15 protein-coding genes and 1 pseudogene are annotated in these 17,823 nt (G+C 56.3%); 9 read left to right on the top strand and 7 right to left on the bottom strand.

Going from position 1 to position 17,823, the window contains the following annotated elements; translation table 11 throughout:
* The first annotated feature begins 2 nt into the window (after window positions 1-2).
* From R8G34_23210 to R8G34_23190, 5 genes are read left to right on the top strand one after another with little or no spacing between them, the layout of a single operon-like run.
* Window positions 3-1,367, top strand: a complete 1,365-nt coding sequence (locus R8G34_23210; protein MDW3225761.1) for a cbb3-type cytochrome c oxidase subunit I — start codon at window positions 3-5, stop codon at window positions 1,365-1,367.
* Window positions 1,364-2,176, top strand: coding sequence for a CbbQ/NirQ/NorQ/GpvN family protein (locus R8G34_23205; GenBank protein MDW3225760.1), 813 nt, complete (start codon window positions 1,364-1,366; stop codon window positions 2,174-2,176). Before R8G34_23210 ends, R8G34_23205 begins: the two co-directional genes overlap by 4 nt.
* 3 nt (window positions 2,177-2,179) lie before the next feature.
* Window positions 2,180-4,081, top strand: a complete 1,902-nt coding sequence (locus tag R8G34_23200; GenBank protein ID MDW3225759.1) for a nitric oxide reductase D protein — start codon at window positions 2,180-2,182, stop codon at window positions 4,079-4,081.
* Window positions 4,081-4,611, top strand: a complete 531-nt coding sequence (locus R8G34_23195) for a cytochrome c oxidase subunit 3 (GenBank protein ID MDW3225758.1) — start codon at window positions 4,081-4,083, stop codon at window positions 4,609-4,611. The genes R8G34_23200 and R8G34_23195 overlap by 1 nt, the downstream gene beginning before the upstream one ends.
* Complete coding sequence (locus tag R8G34_23190; GenBank protein ID MDW3225757.1) at window positions 4,608-4,859, top strand: cytochrome C oxidase subunit IV family protein; 252 nt, start codon at window positions 4,608-4,610, stop codon at window positions 4,857-4,859. The genes R8G34_23195 and R8G34_23190 overlap by 4 nt, the downstream gene beginning before the upstream one ends.
* On the opposite strand, the gene R8G34_23185 is transcribed toward R8G34_23190, so the two are convergent.
* Window positions 4,856-5,443, bottom strand: coding sequence for a DUF4202 domain-containing protein (locus R8G34_23185; GenBank protein ID MDW3225756.1), 588 nt, complete (start codon window positions 5,441-5,443; stop codon window positions 4,856-4,858). The two genes, R8G34_23190 and R8G34_23185, sit on opposite strands and share 4 nt — an antisense overlap.
* Window positions 5,406-6,140: a Crp/Fnr family transcriptional regulator gene (locus R8G34_23180; GenBank protein ID MDW3225755.1), complete on the bottom strand. Its 735-nt coding sequence runs from the start codon at window positions 6,138-6,140 to the stop codon at window positions 5,406-5,408. Before R8G34_23180 ends, R8G34_23185 begins: the two co-directional genes overlap by 38 nt.
* 241 nt (window positions 6,141-6,381) lie before the next feature.
* Here R8G34_23180 and R8G34_23175 point away from each other — a divergent pair, with 241 nt between their 5' ends.
* The gene (locus tag R8G34_23175) at window positions 6,382-7,074 is read left to right on the top strand and encodes a Crp/Fnr family transcriptional regulator (GenBank protein ID MDW3225754.1); all 693 of its coding nucleotides are present in this window, start codon (window positions 6,382-6,384) and stop codon (window positions 7,072-7,074) included.
* Window positions 7,075-7,087: 13 nt separating this feature from the next.
* Here R8G34_23175 and R8G34_23170 read toward each other — a convergent pair whose 3' ends face one another.
* The 3 genes from R8G34_23170 to R8G34_23160 form a co-directional block, all read right to left on the bottom strand.
* Window positions 7,088-7,987, bottom strand: coding sequence for an FAD:protein FMN transferase (locus R8G34_23170; protein ID MDW3225753.1), 900 nt, complete (start codon window positions 7,985-7,987; stop codon window positions 7,088-7,090).
* A 252-nt stretch (window positions 7,988-8,239) separates the two neighbouring features.
* Window positions 8,240-8,896 carry an NnrU family protein gene (locus R8G34_23165; protein ID MDW3225752.1) on the bottom strand — a complete coding sequence of 219 codons (657 nt, stop codon included), beginning with the start codon at window positions 8,894-8,896 and terminating at the stop codon, window positions 8,240-8,242.
* Between the two features lies 1 nt (window position 8,897).
* Window positions 8,898-10,103 carry an NnrS family protein gene (locus R8G34_23160; GenBank protein MDW3225751.1) on the bottom strand — a complete coding sequence of 402 codons (1,206 nt, stop codon included), beginning with the start codon at window positions 10,101-10,103 and terminating at the stop codon, window positions 8,898-8,900.
* Between the two features lie 86 nt (window positions 10,104-10,189).
* On the opposite strand from R8G34_23160, the gene R8G34_23155 reads away from it, so the two are divergent.
* Window positions 10,190-10,597 (top strand): Rrf2 family transcriptional regulator, encoded by a 408-nt coding sequence (locus tag R8G34_23155; protein MDW3225750.1) that lies wholly within the window; start codon window positions 10,190-10,192, stop codon window positions 10,595-10,597.
* Between the two features lie 622 nt (window positions 10,598-11,219).
* On the opposite strand, the pseudogene R8G34_23150 reads toward R8G34_23155, so the two are convergent.
* A pseudogene (locus R8G34_23150) lies at window positions 11,220-12,602 on the bottom strand (IS3 family transposase).
* A 204-nt stretch (window positions 12,603-12,806) separates the two neighbouring features.
* Window positions 12,807-13,343, bottom strand: coding sequence for an AAA family ATPase (locus tag R8G34_23145; GenBank protein MDW3225749.1), 537 nt, complete (start codon window positions 13,341-13,343; stop codon window positions 12,807-12,809).
* 1,067 nt (window positions 13,344-14,410) lie between these two features.
* On the opposite strand from R8G34_23145, the gene R8G34_23140 reads away from it, so the two are divergent.
* Both R8G34_23140 and R8G34_23135 read left to right on the top strand, forming a co-directional pair.
* Window positions 14,411-16,102, top strand: coding sequence for a hypothetical protein (locus R8G34_23140; GenBank protein ID MDW3225748.1), 1,692 nt, complete (start codon window positions 14,411-14,413; stop codon window positions 16,100-16,102).
* A gap of 111 nt (window positions 16,103-16,213) precedes the next feature.
* The gene (locus tag R8G34_23135) at window positions 16,214-17,581 is read left to right on the top strand and encodes a tetratricopeptide repeat protein (protein MDW3225747.1); all 1,368 of its coding nucleotides are present in this window, start codon (window positions 16,214-16,216) and stop codon (window positions 17,579-17,581) included.
* Window positions 17,582-17,823 lie beyond the last annotated feature (242 nt).

The raw sequence follows: 17,823 nt of genomic DNA, 5'->3' as shown, positions 1-17,823 counted from the left end.
TCATGAAGTATCAATCTCAATCTATCGCGTTGGTCTACTTTACGGTAGCGCTCGCGATTTTCGTCGTCCAGGTTTCGGGAGGTCTGATTGCAGGCTGGATCTATGTCAGCCCCAATTTCCTGTCCGACATACTCCCCTTCAACATCGTGCGCATGCTGCATACCAATTCACTGATCGTTTGGCTGTTGCTCGGCTTCATGGGAGCAGCCTATTTTGTCATCCCCGAGGAATCAGAGCGTGAGATCCACTCCCCGCTGCTGGCCTATGTGCAGCTCGCCATCATGGTGCTTGGGACACTCGGCGTCGTGGTTACCTATTTGTTCAACCTCTTTGAGGGCAACTGGCTGCTTGGCAAGGAGGGCCGTGAGTTCCTCGAACAACCCGTCTGGGTCAAGATGGGCATCGTCGTGGCCGCGCTGATCTTCATGTATAACATCACCATGACCGTGTTGCAGGGCCGCAAGACTGCCATCACGAACGTGCTCCTGCTGGGGCTGTGGGGGCTGACGCTGCTCTTCCTCTTTGCCTTCTACAACCCGTCAAACTTGGCCTTGGACAAGATGTACTGGTGGTATGTGGTGCATCTGTGGGTCGAAGGGACCTGGGAACTCGTCATGGCCTCCGTCCTTGCCTTCCTGATGCTCAAGCTGACAGGCGTTGATCGTGAGATCATCGAAAAGTGGCTCTATCTGATCGTCGCCACGGCGCTCTTTTCAGGGATACTCGGCACCGGACACCACTATTTCTGGATCGGGACACCGGGCTATTGGCAGTGGATCGGGTCAGTCTTCTCTGCGCTTGAGGTTGTGCCCTTCTTTGGCATGATGGCCTTTGCTTTCGTCATGGTCTGGAAAGGCCGCAAGGATCACCCCAACAAGGCCGCCCTTCTGTGGTCGCTGGGCTGTGCCACGCTGGCCTTTTTCGGGGCGGGTGTCTGGGGCTTTCTGCATACGCTGCACGGGATCAACTATTATACCCACGGCACGCAGATCACCGCAGCCCACGGGCATCTCGCCTTTTTTGGGGCCTATGTATCGCTGAACCTCGCGATCTTTACTTATGCGTTCCCGATCCTGCGCCAGCGTGATCCCTATAATCAGGTGCTCAACATGGCGTCCTTCTGGCTGATGGCCGGTGGTATGACCTTCATGACCTTCGTGCTGACATTTGCGGGGACCGTACAAACCCACGCACAGCGCGTGCAGGGTGACTACTTCATGGATGTGCAGGACGCGATCGCCATTTTCTACTGGATGCGCTTTGGCGCCGGGATCGCGGTAGTTCTCGGAGCGCTGTTGTTCATATACGCGGTAACCTTTCCACGCAAAGAGGTCATTTCCGGCTCCGCGAAAGTGGCCGCAGAATGAACATGCAAATCCCGGAACTCGATAAGGGGGCGGCCAACGCCCCCTTTTACATGCCGCAAGGCTCCGAATGTGAACTTTTCGAGGCGGCGGCACGCAACAACATGCCGCTCTTGCTCAAAGGGCCGACGGGCTGCGGCAAAACCCGTTTTGTCAGCCATATGGCCGCCCGACTTGGCCTGCCGCTCTACACGGTGGCCTGCCATGACGATCTGTCGGCAGCGGACCTGATCGGGCGCTATCTGCTCAAGGGCGGTGATACCGTCTGGGCCGATGGGCCGCTGACCCGTGCGGTGCGCGAGGGGGCGATTTGCTACCTCGATGAGGTCGTGGAAGCCCGCAAGGACGTCACCGTCGTGGTGCACCCTCTAACCGATGATCGCCGCATCTTGCCGATTGATCGTACCGGCGAAACGCTCGAAGCCGCTCCCGGCTTCATGCTGGTGGCCTCCTACAACCCCGGCTATCAGAACATTCTCAAGACCCTGAAACCCTCTACCCGCCAGCGGTTTTTATCTGCCACCTTTGATTTCCCGCCGATGGATCAGGAAATCGCCATCGTCGCAGAGGAAAGCGGGCTGGCTCCTGATCGCTGCACCAACCTTGTGCGTCTTGCTGCCAAGTTCCGCACGCTCAAGGGGCAGGACCTTGAAGAAGGCGTTTCCACCCGGCTGGTGATCTATGCCGCGACTCTGATCGCAAACGGTATGCCCCTGCAACAGGCCATCCATGCCGCGATGATCGAACCCTTGTCGGATGACGAAGACGTGCAGCAGGGCCTCGTCGATATTGTGACTGCGGTCTTTGGCTGATCCATGTCGCACGCGCTGGAACCCTGGGAACCGGAAGAGACCATTGGCAAGATCTGGCATCGCTGGGCCAGTCATTTCGATGCGCCCGAACCGACACACCCGCAAGCGGCCGTGCATCTGGAAGATGAGATGGCGCGACTGTCTGTGTTGTTCCGGGGTCTGGGCGGGGACGCTTCGGTCGAAATACGCCCCGTTATGGACACGGCTAGCCATCACCGTCTGAGCTGGAGGCGTGGGCTGGGCACATGGGCGGAACACACGCCGCAAGCCAACTTTGACGGCGGGATCCTACGCCTTCCCCGCACGCTCGATCTCTTTGCCGATCCCGCGCTGAACCGAGGGCTTTATACATGGCTCACGGTCTGCTCGGCAGGTGTGCGGGATGTCCCCGCGCCGCCCGATGATCTGCTGGCCGCCGATATTGCCTACCTGCATGCGGGGCAGGAAATGGCCCTCCGCGCCCTGACTGATTACCCGGGCTTCAAAACACTGTTTATCGCCTTGAAAGACGCGCATCTTGCGGTCCGCCCGCGCACCGCCCTGCCCCGTGCAGAGGCCAGTGCCGAACAGCTCGCTCGATACGTTCTTGGTGAGGGTGATGCCCCGGAACCGCTCCCCGGTGCCGCACCGCGCAAGTATCGGCCACTGCGTCCTGTGCCGCTTTGGCCTCGGTTGCTGCCGGCTGCGCAAAGTGGTTTTGACACGACCGACACGGCACCTGACGAGAGCAAAACAAACGCCGATGAGGCCATCGAAACCACCAAGAAGGGCACACGCAAAGCCGCCGACCAGACCGAGCGGCGCGACAGCCTCATCCTGCACAAGTTCGAGGCCATCCTGAGTTTTGCCGATTTCCTGAACCTGAACCGGCGCACCGATGATGACGATCCGGAGGCTGCCAAAAAGGCATTGGATGACCTTGAAGAACTCTCCCTCACTGATATTTCCAAAGCACCGACCAGCAAGTTCAAACTGAACCTCGATCTGTCCCCAGCGGATGTGAATCGCGAGGCGGCTTCGGGCAAGCACACCTATGACGAATGGGACGTGCAAAGCCAAAGCTATCTGCGCGATCATTGCTGCGTCTATGCCTCCGATACTGAGGCCGCCGACGCCCCAGCCCCGCAGGACGCCGCCGCGAAGCGCCGCATCCGCAACGTGCGCCGCCAATTTGAAACGTTTCGCCCCCGCCCTGTCACGCTGAAATCGCAACCCGATGGGGACACGCTGGATTTGTCGTCGGTGATCCGCGCGCGGGCCGATCTTGCCGCTACCGGATCAGCGCAGGACCGGTTGTGGTGCCAGACGCGGCCCACGTCGCGCAATCTGGCCGTGTCCATCCTCATTGATACATCGCGCAGCACCGAAAGTGCCGTGACAGGTCGCGCGGTAATCGACATCGAACGCGAAGCGCTCATAGCCCTTGCCTGGGGATTGCACGCCTGTGGCGATCCGCTGGCGATCCACGCGTTTTCTTCTTTGCGCCGCAATCGCGTCTATGTGGAGCGCTGCAAGGATTTCACTGACCCCATGAGCGGCGAAATTGAATGCAAGCTGGCCAGTCTGCGACCCGGTTTTTACACCCGGTTAGGCGCTGCGATCCGGCATGTTTCGGCGGATCTGCAGACCACACCGCAAACGGCGCGGCTGCTGTTGGTGCTGACCGACGGCAAACCCAATGACATCGACCACTATGAAGGCCGCCACGGCATTGAGGATACCCGCAAGGCGGTGCATGAGGCGCGGATGCGAGGCCAATCTGTTTTTGGCATAACCGTCGATCCGAAGGGACAAAGCTGGTTTCCCCGGATGTTCGGACCTGGCGGCTATGCGGTGATCGCACAGCCCGAGCAACTGATCACCGCCCTGCCCGCGCTCTACCGGCAGCTGGTCGGAGATGGCTGATGAGTACTGAGCCCCAAGGGCTGCCGGGCGAGGTCATGATGTGGGTGCTTATCTTTTCCGAATTGGCAGTGTTTGGTGCCGGGCTTGCCGCTTTTATGAGCGTGCGCCTGACGGATCCGATCGGGTTCGCCAACGCTCAAAGCCATCTGAGAGTCGAACTGGCAGGGGTCAACACGATTATTCTGGTGACATCCGGCCTCTTTGCCGCGCTTGCCTGCATCGCTGACACCAAGCGCGCCGCGCGCCTCCGGCTATTGACAGCGGCGCTTTTAGGTATGGCGTTTTTATGGTTCAAAGGGATCGAATACGCAGCCAAATCCGCCGCCGGGATCAATTTTGAGACGCATGCCTTTTACACCTTTTACTACTTGCTGACCGGGTTTCACGCCGCACATGTCATCGCAGGCATCGTGATTCTGACCTTGGTGGGTTGGCACGCACAGCACCGTGTCATGCAGACGGGTGTAGCCTTCTGGCATATGGTTGATCTGGTTTGGGTGCTGCTCTTTCCCGTCATCTATCTGCTGTGACTGGCGCGCATCTGATCCGTGCATGGCTTGCTCTTACAGCCTTTACCGCACTTGGAACTGTTTTGCATTTCAGCCCCATGCCCGCGACCGTTTCCGGAAGCCTGATCTTGTTGGCGGCAGGGCTCAAGGCCAGGTTGGTGCTGCTGGATTACCTGGAACTTCGCGGCGTACCGGGGTGGTCCGGTGGTATCCTTTTTGGGCTGTTTTGCTTCATTGCGCTGTTGCTCACCTTGTTTCTTGCGGCTTAGGCGGCGGCCTTTACGGCGTCCGCAAGCGGCACCGGCAAATCGAATTCGGCCAACACACGGGCGCGGGCCTCCTCTGACATCTTCCGAGCCGTCTTGGCCACGATGTCCAGTACCTTGTCTTCGGGATGTTTTGCGGCAAAAGGCGCAAAATACCATTTGAGGAAAGTAAAACAGATTATGTCTTCAAGTTGCTGCACCTCAGGGTCGCGCTTGATGCCTTCCTTGCGCAGCAACACGCCAACACGTGCGCATGCGTCGGCGCCGTAGCCTGCATCCTGCATCAACCCTGCCAGGCGCGCGCCATGCGCTGAGCCCTGATCACGGCGCCACTGAAGATAACCTGCGCGGCCTTCAGGATACGTCGCCCGCTTGAGCAACCATCGCTCAATGTGTTGGCCGCGGGCCGCAATACGCAGCACATCGCTGGCCTGATCCCCAAGCAGCTGCTCCAACTCCGATGTCATACGCAGCCCGTAAAGATAGGCCTCGGGGTGATCGACACCTGCATCGTCTGGCTCCAACACAGGGTCGGCTAGATTCGCCGCATCAATGGCTTGCAGTACAGCGTTCAGCTTTGCGTTCATGTTTGGCACTCCAGGATTCTGCCGGGTCTTCATCTGCATATTCGGCCAGTCTTTCGACCGAGTCGATGATGGCATGGTCCTTCTGGATCGTCACTCCATATCCTTTGAGGCGGCGGAAAGCGCGCGACAGCGATTCAGGTTTCATACCCAGCCATGCTGCAATCAGCACCTTATCATACGGCAGGATTACCGTACAGTTTCCCGTATTTGCACCACAAAGCGATAGTAGAAAATCAGCTATACGCTGTCCGCCGGTATGGGATTTGAGCTGCTCGACATGTTCAACCAGACAACGGTTGCTTTCCATCGCGCCTGCCAGAACGGACTGGCAAAGAACCATGTCCGCCGCCAAGGCCTGCGCCACGACCTGAGCGTCGATTTGCAGAACATCACAGGAAGACACTGCCTCGGCACCCGCAAAAAAACGCTGATCTCCCAGCGCGGCTTCCTCGCCAAAACTGCCGGAGCTCGTGAATATGCCAACGACTGCTTCGTTCCCACAGGGCGTCATACGGTAAGTTTTCACCCAGCCTTTCAAAACCAAATACAGGCTGTGCGCCGCTTCGCCCTGCAAATAAAGCGAGGCTCCGCGATCCAGCTTGCGTACCGTGGACCTTCGCAAAAATCGCTCCAATTCAGCGAAGGGCACGTGTTTAAAGATCGGGGCGCGCCCTGCTATCTCCAACATGGTTTTCATTTTATTGTCTTTCTGTTGCTTCCGAAGCGAGGTGGCTAACGACGCGTGGTCTGGCGATTCACCTGAAACTAGAAAAACCCCCACGCGATCCAGCTTAATCGTTAACAAAACCCTGTCTTTGAGGATTCTCAATTCTGATCAAAAGTGTAAAAACAACCTGACAAACTTGGGGCGCGCGATGTTTACGATCCCTATCAAAAGTGTAGGGTGCCGGTATGTTTGAAACTTCAGGACTTCCCCAGTGAACTTAGCTTTTCTGAACGATAGTGACCGTGACGCACTTCGACATTCTGTTTTGTGTTCCGCCATGAACGAGGAGGATTTGTCGAGCATCACGGCGCGGGGGGCGCTGACAAAATTGAAGCGTTCGGAGTACCTCTTTGAGCAAGGCGAACGGGCTGATAATTTGTTCCTCATCCTGGATGGCTGGGCACAGATCGCCCGCGATGAAAGCGACGGGTCGCACACGCTGGTCGAGTCATTTCACAAAGGTGACTGTTTGGCCGAGGCCCCTGCTTTGCTCGGCAAAGCTTATCCCGCGTCCTGTCAGGCCATGACCGATATACGCGCCCTTGCGATAAATGGCTCGCAGCTGCTCGATTTGATGCAGAGCAATCGTGCGATCCTTACACATTCGCTCTCGGCGCTTTTTCAAAAATTGCACGGGTTGGTGGATGATGTGGAATGGCTCAAGTCCCGTACAATCCGCGAAAGGCTGGCTAAATTTCTGTTGCAGCACTCTGACAATACCGGAGATGGCCAACAATTTGCCTTACCGTTCAGCAAGTCCCTGATTGCCGCAAAGATTGGAACCAGCCCGCAACAGCTTTCGCGGACTTTCACCGAATTGCAGCAACACGGCGTAAAGACAAGCGGTCAGAACGCCGTGATCAAGGATCGTGAAGCCCTACGCGCCCTGATCAGCAAGCGCTGAGACTACCCCGCCCCTACGTGCGCAGGATCAGACGTGCATCGCGGAAGTGGGTGAGCATGGCGTCGGTTTCCCCGACAGACAGGCAACAAGCCGCCGTCGAAAGCGCATCGGCCAATGCGGCACTGTCATGCATCACACTGACCGTGCTCCAGCGCGTTGCAGGCAGACCATCGCGCGCGTCAATGATGTGGCCCGCGCCGCCCGCCAGTCGCGTGCCATAGCTCGAGGATGTCGCCAAAGACCGATCGCGAAGGCTGACCTGTTTCAGCAGTACACCGGCAGGGTTTGCAATGCCGACACGCCACGGGCCGCCGTCGGGACGTTGGCCAGTTGCGCGCTGTTCGCCCGCGTCCACGACAGCATCGACAAGACCTGCACGCGAAAGCAGGGCCGTGATACGGTCAGTGATATAGCCTTGCGCAATCCCATTGAACGTCAGCGCCATCCCCAGTGCCAAAGTCACCTTCGTGGCGTTAAACCGCAGATCGCTGAAGCTGCGATGGGGGGCGGGGTTAGCCCCACGCGAACGCGCCTGCCACGTCGGCTGGATCGTCGGATCAAATGCCCCACAAGAAGCGTTCCAAACACTTTGGGACAAGCTCAACACCTCAAGGAGTTCCGGCGCGGGCGCGTCTAGATGGCCTGTCTGGTTCAACAGCGAGAGAGCGGAACGACGCTGGAACAGGCTAAAGATGCCCTCAAGTCGTGAAACTTCGTCACGCACCTGCGCGAACACAGGCGCTGCCTCCCCTTGGGTCAGGCCTGCCAGCACAATCTGGGAGGATGCACCTAGAGCAACTCCACGCCAATACGCGGCCGGCGCAGACGCTTTTGCGCGAGTGGACAGTCCCACCACTGGCAATGCTGCCGCAATCTGCAGGACCCTGCGCCTTGACAACCCATGCTGCGTCATCTGCTTTCCTCCTGCCGGTATTTTTGGAGCAGTAATGCTAAAACATCCTTCTCCTTCGTGGGTCTGCCAGTTTGGCCATTCAAGAATGGCATAGTGCGATAAGAACCCAAAGGGAAAACGACGCCTGATGACCGATCACCGCTTGCGCTTTGTGATCTTGGCTCTGCGTGTGTTTTCGACAACGGAAATTTCATACACTGTTGCCCAATCGGATCACCCCAGACGACCCTTTGCTCATTGGTGGTGTGTAGATTATGGCAGCGGGCTCACCCCCAATAAGACAGGGTGCAACCACAGCGATACACCATAAATCCCCAGAGCCAGCATCAGCCGGATGAGCGACTGCCGTGGGAGCGCAATTCGTGCCTCGCACGTTTGTGCCCAAAGACGGTCCCAATCGTCACCCATCTGCCATTGCTTTCGTCTGTCGATAATCTTTTGCCCCAACAAGGCGAATGCCGCAAAGACGACAAACAGAATCACATGTGCCAGATTGCCGTTCGGTAAAACATGAGCAAAGGCCCATAGACCCAATACCACCAGAAGCGGGTGTCGCAAAAAACGCAGAATGCCCGGGTTATCGGGATCAAACCTTTCGTTGTGCGAGCCGCCAAATGAAAACGGATTTGGGGTGGCAATCGCGAAAGCCAGGAACAGACAGACAGCCAGCATTACCGCCATTGCGATGTGGTTTTGCCAAGGGGCCCACGCCCAGAGCGATACATAGGGTGCACGCCCCGCCGCAACGATCAGCCATGCGAGAATGGCAAGCGACATCGCGGAATAGGCAAGCGTGAACCCACGAGACCCAAGGTGGCGCACCAGCACTGTGCGCACGGGGGGCTGCACTGGTATCGAATGGCTGAGGAAAAAGGCCACGAAGGCAGCACCGAATTCCACCCATCCCATATCAGATGGCCTTTGCCGGGGCAGCGCGCCACAACAGTGGACCAAAAAGGGCCGCAAATCCAGCAAAACTCATGATCCAGATCAGGCCTGCAACGCCGTACAAGACGGATGCATAGAGAGGCCATAGACCCGCAATGACGCGCAGGATCGTCGCCGTCAAAATACCAATGTAGATCATGACCGTCCCGGCTCCGGCTTTCAGAGACTGTCCGGAATGCCCGAGGGTTGCCCGTGTCATCACGGCCAATGACATAAGGCCGACCGCCCCGCTCATCCATATGTGTTGCACCGCCCCAAGGCCTGCCAACCCCGGCAGAACGATCTCGCCAACCAATGCAATCGCGCCAAGCGGGACGAGAAGGTAGGCAACATGCAGGATCGCCACGAGCGGTTCCCCTCTTGTATGGATGCCTGCCCAGCGGGTAAGCCGCACAAGATGCAGCACACCAGCCACGGCAAGCAACACAGCGGCAATACCCGATGAAGGCAAGAAAACCCAAGCGATGAGAGCCGCAAGCAAGCTGAGCAACGCTATCTTGTCAAAGGTCTGCATAGGAGGAGTCGGGAGTATTTCTGAAGTGTTTTTTACAAGCCAATTGCGCGTGAATGAGGGTACGATGCGCCCGCCGATGACAGCAATCATCATGATCCCTGCCCCCAGCCCGATCCGCATCCCGTACCCCTGTGCGGCATAGGCACCCTTGGCAGCTTCCCAGTGGAACACAGCGCTGCCCAGCGTAAGGATGACCAGCATCCCAAGCACCAGCAAGTTGCGCCAAGTCTTGCCTGCCACGATTTCGCGGGTAATGACACCGGCCAGTGCAATTGGCATGGAAAGATCGAGCAGCGCCACAACAAGCGGCGACAGCGCTGCCGAAAACGCGACCGCGACCCGCCCCAGCACCCAGAGGATTACGAGCATGCCCAGCGGCCATCCAACGATGGGCAACCTGCCCGTCCAATTGGGCACTGCCGTCAACAAGAACCCGGCGACCACTGCCGCTAGGTATCCGAACAGAAACTCATGCGCGTGCCATGAGACAGCATCAAAAGCCGTCGGCAGCGTAATAAGACCCGAGATCATCGGCATCCAGAGCAGCATTGCCAAGACTGCCCAAAGGGCCGCCCCCAAGAAAAAGGGCCGAAAACCGTAAGTTAAGATTGCGGCGCCCGTCCATTTGCGGATCGGTGCGGATGTGCTGCTCATATACGAGACCTTGGAAGCTTTCGCTTGTATCTTTCGATACGCTTGGTAATAGGTATTGTAAATACCCATTCAAGAACGGGATAGCAATGAGACTGACATCCTTTACAGACTATGGATTACGGATGTTGATGCGGATGGCCAGCGCGCCAGATCGGGCATTTTCGACCGCGGAATTGGCACAGGAACTCAATTTGTCCCGCAACCACCTGAGCAAAATCATGCAACGGCTCTCACGTGAAGGGATCGTACAAACAAAACGCGGCGGGGGCGGAGGTGCGGTCATGGCAGTAACGCCATCCGAATTGCGTCTTGGCACAATTGTGCGTCTCCTCGAGGAGGATCAGCCGTTGGTTGAATGTCTAAGCGAAGAGACGAATACCTGCACTTTAGATGGACGATGTCGTTTGAAATCAAGGCTCCGCGCGGCAGAGGCATCGTTTCTAAAGGAACTGAATGAGACCAGCCTTGCAGACATAACCCTTACCAAAGCCTGAGATTGTCGCTGTGCTCTCGGCATTTTTCGAACTCTTGCATTGCTCCTTGATGATAATCCAATATCAGCTTGGCTATGCGCTGCAATTGGCGAGCGAGGAGTTACCAACGGGCTTCTGAAACAGGTTTCACTAACGCCCTCCCCGCAAACGATCCCCAACCCTGCCACGACGTGATCACTACATCTCTGAAAAACAGAGATAGTCCCCTTCGGTGTTCGGGTTTTACCGACGGAAACAAAGCGGTGCAGGAGTTAGTAGGTAGAACCGTAGACCACCCGATAGAGCGCGACAGAAGGCGATATTAGGTTGCACACACAGTGCACACGGCACCCACCAAATTATTGAAAATAGAAATAATGTTCCGTCCGTCACAGGGGCGCAAGACATACGCCAAGGTACGATATTACTCGATTTTCCTTCTATTACTGACGCTTACCGCAGTGCATGCAATCCCGCCAGTGCATCATTTCAGTTCGTTTCAAGCGCACCCGAGCCCCTTTTCAATTGAGTTAAAACAAATGTTGCAATTACATCGGGATGTCGTAGCCTGTCCGTCGTCAGGGTTTTTGGCACCAAAGGCGGCCTAAGCTAAGAGAGAGTTTGGCTCATCTGGTTGGTTTGATTATGCGGCGTGCTGGCGGTGATGCAAGCGTCGCGCTTCGAGTGTCTTTCGTTTGATCTTTTCGCGTTGTTTTAGAATGGCTTTGTCACTCCCGAAGTAGACGTCAGCAGGTGTGACGTTGTTGATGCTCTCGTGATATCGCTGATGATTGTAATGATCGACGAAGGCTTCGATTTGCGCTTCGAGGTCACCTGGCAGGAAGTAGTTTTCCAGCAAGATGCGGTTCTTCAGGGTTTGATGCCACCGCTCGATCTTGCCTTGGGTTTGCGGATGATAGGGGGCTCCGCGCGAGTGCTTCATGCCTTTGTCTTTCAACCATTCCGCCAGATCCCCGGAGACGTAGCTTGATCCGTTATCGCTGAGCAGACGTGGCTTGTGAACGACATGGACCTGATCACAGCCAGACGCTTGCAACGCGAGGTCCAGTGTATCGGTCACGTCTTCGGCCCGCATGTTCGTGCAGAGTTTCCAGGAGACGATGTAGCGACTGTAGTCGTCCAGAACCGTACTGAGATAGAACCAGCCCCAACCAAGGACCTTGATGTAGGTGAAGTCGGTCTGCCAAAGCTGATTGATGGCCGTGGTTTTGTCTTTGAACTCGCTGGCGGCTTTCATGACGATGAAGGCTGGGCTGGTGATCAGATCATGCGCTTTGAGCACGCGATAGACAGTGGATTCTGACACAAAGTAGCGCTCTTGATCCGTGAACGTCACTGCCAGTTCGCGCGGTGACAGCTCTGTCTCTTTCAAGGCGAAGTCGACAACCTTGCGCTTCACGTCGTCAGGCACGCGGTTCCAGACATGCTTTGGCTTGGGCGATTGGTCCTGCAGACCAGCCTCACCGCGTTGAAGATACCGGCCGTACCAGCGATAGAACGTGGTGCGCGGAATGCCGAGCTTGGCTAATGTCAGACGGGCCGACAGATGCGACCCCTCGACCAGCCGGATGATCTCAAGCTTCTCAGATGCGGGGTACCTCATTCGTGGTCGCCCCCATCTATTACCCGGCAGGTGAATGTCTTGCATTCACTGAGAGGGCCCGAGCATGCTTTTTTTGAGAAGACGCAGTTCGAGCGTTTGTTCTGCCACCACCTCTTTGAGCTCCTTGGCTTCGCGGCGCAGTTCCTTGACCTCATCAGTGTTCGCAGCGCGTGCTGTATCCCCAGCTAGCCGCTTCTTTCCGGCCTCCATGAAGTCTTTCGACCATTTGTAGTAGATGCCCTGCGATATCCCTTCACGGCGGCACAGCTCAGCAATGCTGTTTTCACCACGCAGACCATCCAACACGATCCTGATCTTCTCTTCAGATGAATAGTGCTTGCGCGTTGCACGTTTAATATCTTTGACGATCTTCTCGCCAGGGCTCTTCGCTGTCTTTCTCATCGTCCACTCCTCGGTGGTTACGATGAGCAACAAACACTCCCTTAGCAAATAACCCTATTTGGATCCATAAGCGCTGACGTCAGACACTACACTGCGTGCGCATGCAGCAAGAAAATCAGATTCACAGGTTGGGCTCGAAGCTGACATTGGCTCCTTATTGTAGCTACGTAGATGTTGGCTGTACGGACAAACCGGACCTAGAAATCAGACAGCATTGCACTCATTTATGATCAGATCAGCCCGCTCACTAACCGTTGTCAGAGGCATCTCTTTGATCCTGTATCCGAGGTCATCCAACGCCTGATTAATACGGTGATACTCTTGGACCGCCGCTTTAAAATCATGTCTGCGTTCAGTGTCTCCCGTATAAAGCTCTTCCCAAGGTGGGAACACAAAAACATACTCCGCGTAGGGGCGGGTCTGGCCGAGTGTTTCCCTTACTGATGGGCCACCTGAATGCTCTAAAGCAATTGCTGCATCTATGAGACCCCTGTCAAAAAAGACAACGCTTTCATATTGATGGGCAGCTTCCAGATCCGACCTCGCCATCTCGACGGCACGCAGCGCGAATGCCCTCATGTCGACCCATGGCAGAGCCTTGCCGCCCATAACGGTTTCGTCCGCGATTATTCGTCGTCCCGGCTCTGATACAGTCGCATATCCCAGTTGGTTCAAAGCCTTCAGCAGCGTCGATTTTCCGCCGCACGAACAGCCAGTAAGTAAAATGTGTTTGCAGCTCAATCCGCTTGACCTTCATTATGGGTTTATGAACATTGATCGAGTTAATGCTGCGTCGCCGAAAAATGCAAAAAGGCTTGAAGCGGCGGTGCGGCACTCGGTTTTCGGCGGTCGGCATGCCTGAGAGGTTCCTCTGATGAACACTGTCAGCCCAACCTGTGAATTCGATTTTCTCGCTGCGTGTGCACGCAGACTCAAATATGCGGCATCAGCGAAAGGATCGGTAATTCATGCGGACCGCAGCGAGTATCAGACATCGCATTCACAAGCCGCGGGGCTTTTCAGAGCCTCTCCACCTTTGCACCGATGTCTCCCGTGCCCAGGAATAGGTACGCATCTCAACTTTGAAGCACCAAATAGTCGGCCTCCGACATCGCAACAAGGCTGTTTTCGACGCCATTTGGCAAACGCTTTCTTGCGCCGGATTGCGCCAAAAGGTAGGGTCTGCCTCTTCCAACAATTGCATGTCGGTTCCTCCTACAGCTCCACCCCTTTACTTGTAAACCAGTGTTCATCCACCCACCCCATCTAACCGATAGCTTCGCTCGCGTCGCGACCTCGGCAGCAGATATTGATCATTTACGTCGGCGGATTATTTGCAAGGGACAGCAGCAGATCACACTGACAAGACAGTTCCCCACTGTCACCACATGCTATTGAAAGCGGTTGCTGAATTCGACGCACCGTGTATTGCCAATCAAGGCAAAAGACAGAATCTGCGCGGAAGCCATCGCTGTTGAATTGCCTGAGCTTTGGCGTTTTCTTGCTTGACTTGGGTGAATGCAACACAAAATCAGGCTGAGGTGTGTTATGGCCTGACACAAACATCCTTAGCGAGCCAGTGAACAGGGTTCGTTGACAATCCTGCTACATTTCGCATGCGCAGGACCACTGCAAATCCGCGCGACATAGGTTTCTAAAGAGATTTTCACATATTGATAAATATCAATTTATGAAGCTGAGCATTTTGTACTCTGGCAAATGTGTGCGTAGCCGCGGCTTCACACACTAAATGGTACTCGTGATTTTTTTCGAAGGCCATTGGGGTAATTATTGTGGAGGGATTCAAATTGAGACATTCAACAGCATTGGCAACCACGCTTGCGTTTACGGTTGCTGCCGGCACAGCAGGTGCGGATAGTTTCAAATTCACCAATGACGCGGACTGGGATACCGGGTCGTATAGCAGTACGAATAGCGGTCCTCCGGGTGCCGACAATCAGGTACAGCTTAACCCGAACATCGTCACGCAGTTCGATTTTATCTGGGTCGCGGCGTCGGGGCGTGATGCAGCCGTCTTGATCGACACTGACCATGTGGATGCCGATGGGGTGTCGTCGCTGAGCGATGCGGCTGCGGGCATCGGAGCCGTGGTTGGCGAGTATCGAACCGCGCCAATTGGTCAACCAGGCAACCCGTCCCGCACGACAGTGGACATCAATGGCGACGTCTGGGTCGGGAACCGCGATGCAAGCACTGGCGGCGGCTCTGCAGCAAAGATCACCTCGACCCCAGGTGCTGGAGCGACCTCTAGTGGGGTCTGGAATGGCTCTACGTTCGACGCACTCGCGTGGACCAATGCCGGTGGAGCCGACACGAACGGCGGCACAAGCACGGCGCAGGATGTGGCGATAAAACAATTTATCCGCACGGACAGTACGAACAACCGCACGGTTGCCATCGACGCAAACAACGACGTCTGGATCGGTGGCCTTGGGAACAGAAATCATGCCAAATATGACGGCGATACCGGGGTGCAGGTTGGGACCACCAGCACTGTGCGTGAGGGTGGTTATGGTGGCGTGATCGACGGAAACGGCATCCTGTGGTCGTCGGATTGGTCCGCGAGTACGATTGCGCGGTATGATACTACTGCAGCAGATCCCGGATCGAGCTATATCGGGAGCGTTCCGACTGGCGGACCGTCATACGGTTTGGCCGTCGATAACAACGGCAATATCTGGAACAGCCACTATAACAGCGGCACCATCTCCAAACTGAGCGCGGCGGGCACCGTTATCAGCACCTATTCGCTCGGCCAGGGGACAAATACGGCCAGCCGTGGTGTCGCAGTGACGGCTGACAACAACATCTGGGTCGCAAACAGTAACAATAATAACGTGACCCGGTTGGACAACAATGGCACCGTTCTGCAACAAATCGCTGTCGGAGGTTACCCGACCGGTGTGTCGGTGGATAGTAATGGCAAGGTCTGGGTAACCAATCTGGCGTCCAACGACGTTATGCGTATTGATCCTGATGCTGGAGGGGTCGGCGTAGCCGCGGTCGACCTGACGGTTGAACTCGGGGCGGGTGCCTCGCCTTACAATTACTCTGACATGACAGGTTCTCTGGTTGGTGGCATCACGAACCCAACCGGAACCTGGTTGTCGGGTGCAATCGACGGCGGCGTCGGAGCCATGTGGGACAAAGTGTTCTGGAATGAAGAAGCAGAGGGCGCTGTTCCCATCGGTACAAGCATCAACTTGCAGGTACGCGTGGCGGATACGATTGCAGGCCTCGCGGGGGGGCTTTGGACGGAGTATCTCAGTGGCGACTCGCTGGGTCTGACAGGGCAGTACGCACAGATCAGAGGAATTCTGACACGGCCAGGCGGGCCAAACGCCGCTACGCCGATATTGTCGGACGTGCGGCTGACCACCTTAGATACCCCTCCAGCGGTTCCGCTTCCCGCAGCCGCATGGCTGTTGTTGGGCGGCATCGCGGCCCTCTTCGGCTTGCGTCGTGCACGGCGCGCCTGACATGTTGCACTATGCGACCGACGGTTGGCCATATTGGCCGGCCGTTTTTGTGGCAGACGCTGGCAATGCCGGCAATGCTGGATTTTCCTAAAACAAGTAACGGTGTTTGTGATGCGTCTCTTTGCAATTATTCTTATTACTCTTTTGCCTTTTGGCACGCTGGCCGCAACTGTCGACCTGAACTTCAATCCGGCACCCGCGCCAAACCTTCCCGAGCACCTGCAGGTCACACCAGAAACGCCTCTGCAACAGATGCGCGACGCGCTCGATGCTGCGCTTGCCGAACGGCCAAAGGAGCCCGCTCTTCTTCATCGCCGTGGCACTGTTCTTTACCATCTCGGGATGAAAGAAGCAGCGCGTGAGGACTGGGCGCAGGCGGCCGAGCTTGACCCGGTCTATGCGCCCGACGATGTGATGGCCGACGTTCGAGAGGTATTTGTGCAGCAAGGCCTCGGCGATGCCGAGGCAACCCGCGCACAATTAGAGGCCGCATCGGAGAAGCATGCGTCCAACCCTCATTTCTACCTCATCCGTGCCGAGCAAGCGATGCGATCACGGGCTCTTGAAGAGGCCGAGATAGCCTATCTACGCGCCGAAGAACTTGCCCCCGACTTCTTTGTCACCAAGCTGAATCTCGGTCGCTACTATGAATTCAGGGGTCAACAGGAGAAGGCGCGCGACTACTACGCTACTGCAACGCGACTGGCCCCAGAGCACCGCCTTGTCTGGGATTTCCTTGGCGAACACCAGTTTGCTGCTGCAGATTTCAATGCGGCTTATTCAAGCCTGCAAAAGGCTGAAGCGCTTCATCCCGCGCAGCCACTGGCCGAGGTTCGGTTTGGTAACCTCTTCGCTGAAACGGGTGACCAGATCGGTGCCCGCTATTGGTACATGCGCGGCCTCGATCGTGCAGAGGCAGGCAGATATGAGATTCTCGTCGCGCTGAGCGATGCGCAGATGCGGCTTGGTCTGCTCAAGGAGGCCCGCACAACCCTTGATGAAGCTCTGTCTGAGCGCAGAACGGCGCCGGTTCTCGTGGCTCGTGGATACGTCGCCGAGGAATTGGAGAACGCTGACGAGGCAATAAGTCTGTACCGAGAGGCAATCATAGTCGACCCAGGAAATGTGGTTGCGGCCAACAACCTAGCAATGGCGTTGATCCGTTCGGGCAAGCATGCTGACGAGGCATTGGTACATGCGGACTACGTCTATTCAAAGCTGCCACATAACGGCTCAGTCCTGGGGACATACGCGCTTGCGAAGGCCCTAAACGACGAAGGCAGTGAGGTTCTGCCGCTGCTAAATCGCGCTATCAGAGTTGCTCCCGACGACCCATGGCTCCGCTTTTTCTTGGGGCGCATGCAGCTGCGATCTGGCCAGATTGAGGCTGGCACCATGAATCTCGAGGCAAGTGTTCTGTTGGAGTCTGGTTTTCCACGTCGCGCAGAAGTCGAGGCACTTTTATCGACGCAACAGTAATGCGCCGAAGCGTTAGAGGCGAACAGACCCGCACGCGCTTTATCGGCTTTCAAGCAAGATAACCGACCTCAGAACGATCTTTTGAGGGCAAGGACCTTCAGGAATGGGTCGCTTGTGTTAAATGCTTCCTCTGGGCTACGATCGGTTTGCCGAATCTGGCCACAGTGCGGTGAAAAAATCTCTGCATGCGCAACGACAATCTGCTTGAGAAATAGCCGCAACTACATAAGTCCAGTTTTTCC

The sequence above is a fragment of the Paracoccaceae bacterium genome, from assembly GCA_033344815.1.
Lineage (GTDB): Bacteria > Pseudomonadota > Alphaproteobacteria > Rhodobacterales > Rhodobacteraceae > Roseobacter.
The sequence above is the reverse complement of the archived record's forward strand: the minus strand, read 5'-3'. Positions and strand labels throughout refer to the sequence as shown.

Bases quoted from the DNA above. Each gene is read 5' to 3' on its own strand.
- R8G34_23180 (MDW3225755.1), bottom strand. From the start codon at position 6,140: ATGAAAACCATGTTGGAGATAGCAGGGCGCGCCCCGATCTTTAAACAC.
- R8G34_23185 (MDW3225756.1), bottom strand. From the start codon at position 5,443: ATGAACGCAAAGCTGAACGCTGTACTGCAAGCCATTGATGCGGCGAAT.
- R8G34_23195 (MDW3225758.1), top strand. From the start codon at position 4,081: ATGAGTACTGAGCCCCAAGGGCTGCCGGGCGAGGTCATGATGTGGGTG.
- R8G34_23135 (MDW3225747.1), top strand. From the start codon at position 16,214: ATGCGTCTCTTTGCAATTATTCTTATTACTCTTTTGCCTTTTGGCACG.
- R8G34_23205 (MDW3225760.1), top strand. From the start codon at position 1,364: ATGAACATGCAAATCCCGGAACTCGATAAGGGGGCGGCCAACGCCCCC.
- R8G34_23155 (MDW3225750.1), top strand. From the start codon at position 10,190: ATGAGACTGACATCCTTTACAGACTATGGATTACGGATGTTGATGCGG.
- R8G34_23170 (MDW3225753.1), bottom strand. From the start codon at position 7,987: ATGACGCAGCATGGGTTGTCAAGGCGCAGGGTCCTGCAGATTGCGGCA.
- R8G34_23160 (MDW3225751.1), bottom strand. From the start codon at position 10,103: ATGAGCAGCACATCCGCACCGATCCGCAAATGGACGGGCGCCGCAATC.
- R8G34_23165 (MDW3225752.1), bottom strand. From the start codon at position 8,896: ATGGGATGGGTGGAATTCGGTGCTGCCTTCGTGGCCTTTTTCCTCAGC.
- R8G34_23200 (MDW3225759.1), top strand. From the start codon at position 2,180: ATGTCGCACGCGCTGGAACCCTGGGAACCGGAAGAGACCATTGGCAAG.
- R8G34_23210 (MDW3225761.1), top strand. From the start codon at position 3: ATGAAGTATCAATCTCAATCTATCGCGTTGGTCTACTTTACGGTAGCG.